Source organism: Thermodesulfovibrionales bacterium (genome assembly GCA_035622735.1).
Classification (GTDB): Bacteria; Nitrospirota; Thermodesulfovibrionia; order Thermodesulfovibrionales; family UBA9159; genus DASPUT01.
The window spans coordinates 1-4,433 of sequence record DASPUT010000012.1 but is presented as its reverse complement, the minus strand read 5'-3'; the positions used below and the strand labels follow the sequence as shown (position 1 = coordinate 4,433).

The following is a 4,433-nucleotide window of genomic DNA, read 5'->3' as shown; positions in this document are numbered from 1 at the left end:
CCAGGGATTTCACGAGTCTGCAGCCCATCGGAGGCACGAGAGAACTCATATTCAACGCAGAGTACATATTCCCGATCTTCACGGAGGTGAAATTGAAGGGAGTAGCGTTCTTTGATTATGGCACTGCCACCGACGCCGGTGTGAGCTTCAAGAAGTCCGCAATATGCCTTCCGGCGCCGCTCGCGACAGACTGCCCCATGCGGCCCACCACCGGAGCCGGCATCAGATGGATATCCCCGATGGGTCCGATAAGAGTCGAATATGGATACAATCTGCAGAGAAAAGCGGGAGAGCCGCAGGGCAAGGTGGAGTTCGCCTTCGGGAGTTTCTTCTAAGTTTGAAATCTGTGCAGAGCAGGATGAGGTGGGCCGAAGTTACCTGAGCGATCAGATCGTCAGAAGGAAAATCAAATAACAGTAAGGAGGAAGTGATGGGCAAGATAACAGAGAAGAAGAGGCATTCCGTTTTATGGGTTGGTTTTGTGGTATTCCTGGTGACGCTGGGTCTCGTGAAAGCTTCATCCGCCACAGATGGCGTCAAGATCGGATATGTCGATCTCAGGGTCGCTCTCAATGAATCAGAGTCCGGCAAGAAGGCGAAGACCGAACTTGAAACCCTCATAAAGACGAAACAGGCCGCCATCGAGGAAAAGGGAAAGAACGTCGAAAAGCTCAAGGCAGAACTCGAAAAGCAGGGGTCAGTCCTCTCGGCTGAGGCAAAGAAGGCAAAAGAAGAGGAGATAGAGAGACTCTTGAGGGATTACCAGAGGATGGTTCAGGATGCCCAGGCGGAGATAAAGAAAAAAGAAGATCAGATTACGGGAGGCATCATTAAGGAAATCAGGGAGGTCATAGACAAGATAGGCCAGGAAGACGGATACTCGCTTATCCTCGAAAATGTTGAAGGCATCATCCTCTACTCGAGGAAAGATCTCGATGTAACCGATAAGGTGATAAAGCGTTACAACGAGACCAGGACAAAGGATAAGAAATAGGCTCGTTCAGGATCAGCACCGGCATGAAACTCGGAGAGATCGCGACACGTCTCGGCGGAGAAGCCAAAGGGGATCCGGAGACAGATATTCTGGGTGTAGCAGGCATCCACGATGTGGAGGAAGGTGAGATCACCTTCCTCTCCGACCGCAGGCTCATCGAGGCATGTGCCCGGAGTAAGGCGTCGTGCGTTCTCGTTGGGGAATTCATTCCCGAATTGCGGAAACCCCAGATCATCGTAAAGAATCCCCAACTCGCCTTCGCAGAGTTGCTGGCCCTCTTCCATAGGAAACCGGTCAAACGGACCGGCATAAGCACATTGGCATCTGTCTCAGCGAGAGCGACAATAGGCCCTGACGTTTCCGTCGGCCCCTTTGCATATATCGCTGACGGAGCGGTCATCGGAAGGAATACGGTCATTTCCCCAGGGGTATTTATCGGGGATGATGCGGTCATCGGTGATGACTGTATCATCTATCCTCATGTGACCGTAAGGGAAAAGGCGAAGATCGGCAACAGGGTGATCATTCATGCGGGTTCCGTGATCGGCTCCGACGGCTTCGGTTATGTATTAGAGGACGGGAGGCATCACAAGATTCCCCAGGTCGGCGGTGTCGTCATAGGAGACGATGTCGAGATAGGCGCAAACGTCACCATAGACAGGGCGACAACAGGCGATACGATCATCGGGAGCGGCACGAAGATTGACAATCTCGTCCAGATCGCCCATAACGTGAAGATCGGGGAAAGCTCGATCATCGTCGCTCAGGTAGGGATTGCGGGGAGTTCCGAGATAGGAAATTTTGTTGTCCTCGGAGGTCAGGTCGGGGTCCCAGATCATGTACGGATAAGTGACGGCACCATGGTCGGAGCTCAGTCCGGTGTTTTAGGGGACCTTGATAAAGGCATCTATTCAGGCAGCCCCGCTATACCGCACAGAGACTTTCTCAAGGCGGCCGCTCTCTTTGCAAGGCTTCCGGAGATCAACAAGAGGCTCCGGGAACTGGAGGCAAAAATAAAAAGCTTAGAGGAGGCACCATGATAATGGACGTTAAGGAGATCCAGGATCTTCTTCCCCACAGATATCCCTTTCTCATGGTCGACAGGATTGTCGAGTTGGAACCGTGGAAGAAGGCCGTCGGCATAAAGAATGTGACGGTAAACGAGCCCTTCTTTATCGGACATTTCCCGGGAAATCCGATAATGCCGGGAGTATTAATCGTAGAGGCGATGGCCCAGGTTTCGGGGATCATGGCATTCCGCTCCGGAGTGCAGGGGGATGCGGTCTACTTCATGAGCATAGAGAAGGCGAAGTTCAGGAAGCCTGTTGTGCCCGGCGACCAGCTGCGGCTCGAGGTAATTGCCCTCCAACAGCGGGGAAATGTCTGGAAGTTCTCGGGGACCGCCCTCGTAGACGGAAAGGTCGTTGCAGAGGCAGACTTCACGGCTATGGTACTCAAGAAGGAGAATAGCCAAAGAACAGAGGATGCCTCCGACAACTCAGGGAAGGTGTCCTGATGACAAAGGCGATCCATGCTACGGCTATCGTAGACAGAGAGGCAACCATTGATAAGGATGTGTCCATCGGGCCCTTCTGCATCATAAAAGGCAAAGTGACTGTGAAGAGGGGGACAAAGCTCTCATCTCATGTCGTGATTGAGGGAAAGACGGAGATCGGCGAAGATTGCACCATATACCCGTTCACGAGCATCGGTCTGCCGCCGCAGGACCTAAAATACCGGAACGAAGAGACCGGTCTCGTCATCGGGAACGGGAACATCATACGGGAATGCACAACCATCCACAGGGCCTCTGTGAGCGGTGACAGACTGACCGTCATCGGAGACCATAATTTTCTCATGGCCTACGTCCATATCGCCCATGACTGCAAGATCGGCAGCCACGTCACGATGGCGAATGCGGCGACCCTTGCCGGCCACGTAACCATTGATGACTATGCCGTCGTCGGAGGCCTTGTTGCGGTGCATCAGTTCACGAGGATCGGTGCCTATGCGATGGTCGGTGGGTTCAGTGGCATAGGCCAGGACATTCCGCCCTATACCATAGCATCCGGAGCCAGGGCGAAGCTCTTCGGCCTGAATACCGTGGGACTGAAAAGGCAGGGATTCAGCGATGCGAGCATCAATGCGCTCAAGAAGGCATACAAGATACTCTTCAGAGAGAAGAGAACCCTGAAGGACGCCATCAAGAAGATCAAGGCAGAACTGCCAAGCACCGAAGAGATAAGAATCTTCATCGAGTTTATAGAAAAGAACAAGAGGGGAATCTGCAGATAGTCGCTGAACGTTACTGAGCAGACGAATCACGAGATCACGGGGCGGCAACCCGTTAGTTATTTCATTTCCCGCATACGGTCAAGAGAGAAGACGACCTCTGCTTCCTGTCCCGTCGGATGAAGAGGAATCTTCCCGAATCACTGCCGGGAAGGAACCGAAGGAAAAGGAAGTCAAACCGTTACCGGAGGATCTGAACTCATTCTCATATGAAGACAGTAGGCTTGATAGCAGGAATGGGAGACCTTCCAAAGGCCGTTGCTGCTGAGGCGAGGGCAAAGGGATTCCGTGTCATCGCGGTCGCCCTCGAACCTCTCGCTGACGAGGGACTGTCGGCCTGCGTCGACGATATCCGATGGGTAAACGTCGGCAAGCTGGGTGAAATCATAGAATCCCTGAAACGCTCCGGAGTAAAAGAAGCGGTAATGGCGGGAAAGGTACCAAAGTCGCTCCTTTACAAGAGCAGGATTACGCCTGATCTGAGAGCGGTAAAGCTGCTCTTTACCCTCAAGGACAGACGGGATGATTCGATCCTCCTCGCGATCACGAAGGAGCTCGAAAAAGACGGAATCTCCCTCCTGAATACCACTGATTTCTGTTCAGGCATACTTGCCCCTGATGGTATGATGACGAAAAGCGGGCCTTCCCGCGATGAGTTGAAAGACATCGCCTTCGGATGGAAGATCGCGAAGGAGATCGGGGGACTGGATATAGGCCAGACCGTCGTCGTGAAAGACCGTGCTGTTATGGCGATAGAGGCGATTGAAGGGACCGATGAAGCGATAAGGAGAGGGGGGAGGTACGCCTCTGAAGGGGCTGTCGTGATAAAGGTGAGTAAACCGAACCAGGATATGCGGTTCGACGTTCCTGTTGTCGGCCCCAGCACCCTTCAGGCGATGATCGAGGTGAAAGCGAGGGTTCTCGCGGTGGAGGCCGGAAAAACAATCCTCATCGGGAAGGAGGATCTCCTGACCGGGGCCGACCGAGCGGGGATATCGGTAGTCGGCCACAGGCAGACGTGATGTTGATTAAATACGGCGAAATGTTTAGTATATATGACCGTAATTCGTGATAGAGGATACCGTATCGCTTCTCCCGGCGAAGATCACGGATTTCGCAACGCTCTTTCCGGAGGTGTGAAATGTTT

6 protein-coding genes are annotated in these 4,433 nt (G+C 53.1%); all 6 read left to right on the top strand.

Annotated features, from left to right (window positions below; all coding sequences use genetic code 11):
- The coding region (locus VEI96_00500; protein HXX56460.1) for a BamA/TamA family outer membrane protein at positions 1–335 on the top strand (335 nt) is incomplete at its 5' end.
- Between the two features lie 95 nt (positions 336–430).
- Positions 431–994 carry an OmpH family outer membrane protein gene (locus tag VEI96_00495; protein ID HXX56459.1) on the top strand — a complete coding sequence of 188 codons (564 nt, stop codon included), beginning with the start codon at positions 431–433 and terminating at the stop codon, positions 992–994.
- Between the two features lie 23 nt (positions 995–1,017).
- Complete coding sequence (lpxD, locus tag VEI96_00490; GenBank protein ID HXX56458.1) at positions 1,018–2,034, top strand: UDP-3-O-(3-hydroxymyristoyl)glucosamine N-acyltransferase; 1,017 nt, start codon at positions 1,018–1,020, stop codon at positions 2,032–2,034.
- Complete coding sequence (gene fabZ, locus VEI96_00485; protein HXX56457.1) at positions 2,031–2,510, top strand: 3-hydroxyacyl-ACP dehydratase FabZ; 480 nt, start codon at positions 2,031–2,033, stop codon at positions 2,508–2,510. The genes lpxD and fabZ overlap by 4 nt, the downstream gene beginning before the upstream one ends.
- Positions 2,510–3,289, top strand: a complete 780-nt coding sequence (gene lpxA, locus VEI96_00480) for an acyl-ACP--UDP-N-acetylglucosamine O-acyltransferase (protein HXX56456.1) — start codon at positions 2,510–2,512, stop codon at positions 3,287–3,289. Before fabZ ends, lpxA begins: the two co-directional genes overlap by 1 nt.
- Before the next feature lie 206 nt (positions 3,290–3,495).
- Complete coding sequence (gene lpxI, locus VEI96_00475) at positions 3,496–4,308, top strand: UDP-2,3-diacylglucosamine diphosphatase LpxI (GenBank protein ID HXX56455.1); 813 nt, start codon at positions 3,496–3,498, stop codon at positions 4,306–4,308.
- Positions 4,309–4,433: the final 125 nt, after the last annotated feature.

What these genes read in the sequence shown, in the direction of transcription:
- VEI96_00495 (HXX56459.1), top strand. Translation starts at nt 431, where the DNA reads ATGGGCAAGATAACAGAGAAGAAGAGGCATTCCGTTTTATGGGTTGGT.
- lpxD (HXX56458.1), top strand. Translation starts at nt 1,018, where the DNA reads ATGAAACTCGGAGAGATCGCGACACGTCTCGGCGGAGAAGCCAAAGGG.
- fabZ (HXX56457.1), top strand. Translation starts at nt 2,031, where the DNA reads ATGATAATGGACGTTAAGGAGATCCAGGATCTTCTTCCCCACAGATAT.
- lpxA (HXX56456.1), top strand. Translation starts at nt 2,510, where the DNA reads ATGACAAAGGCGATCCATGCTACGGCTATCGTAGACAGAGAGGCAACC.
- lpxI (HXX56455.1), top strand. Translation starts at nt 3,496, where the DNA reads ATGAAGACAGTAGGCTTGATAGCAGGAATGGGAGACCTTCCAAAGGCC.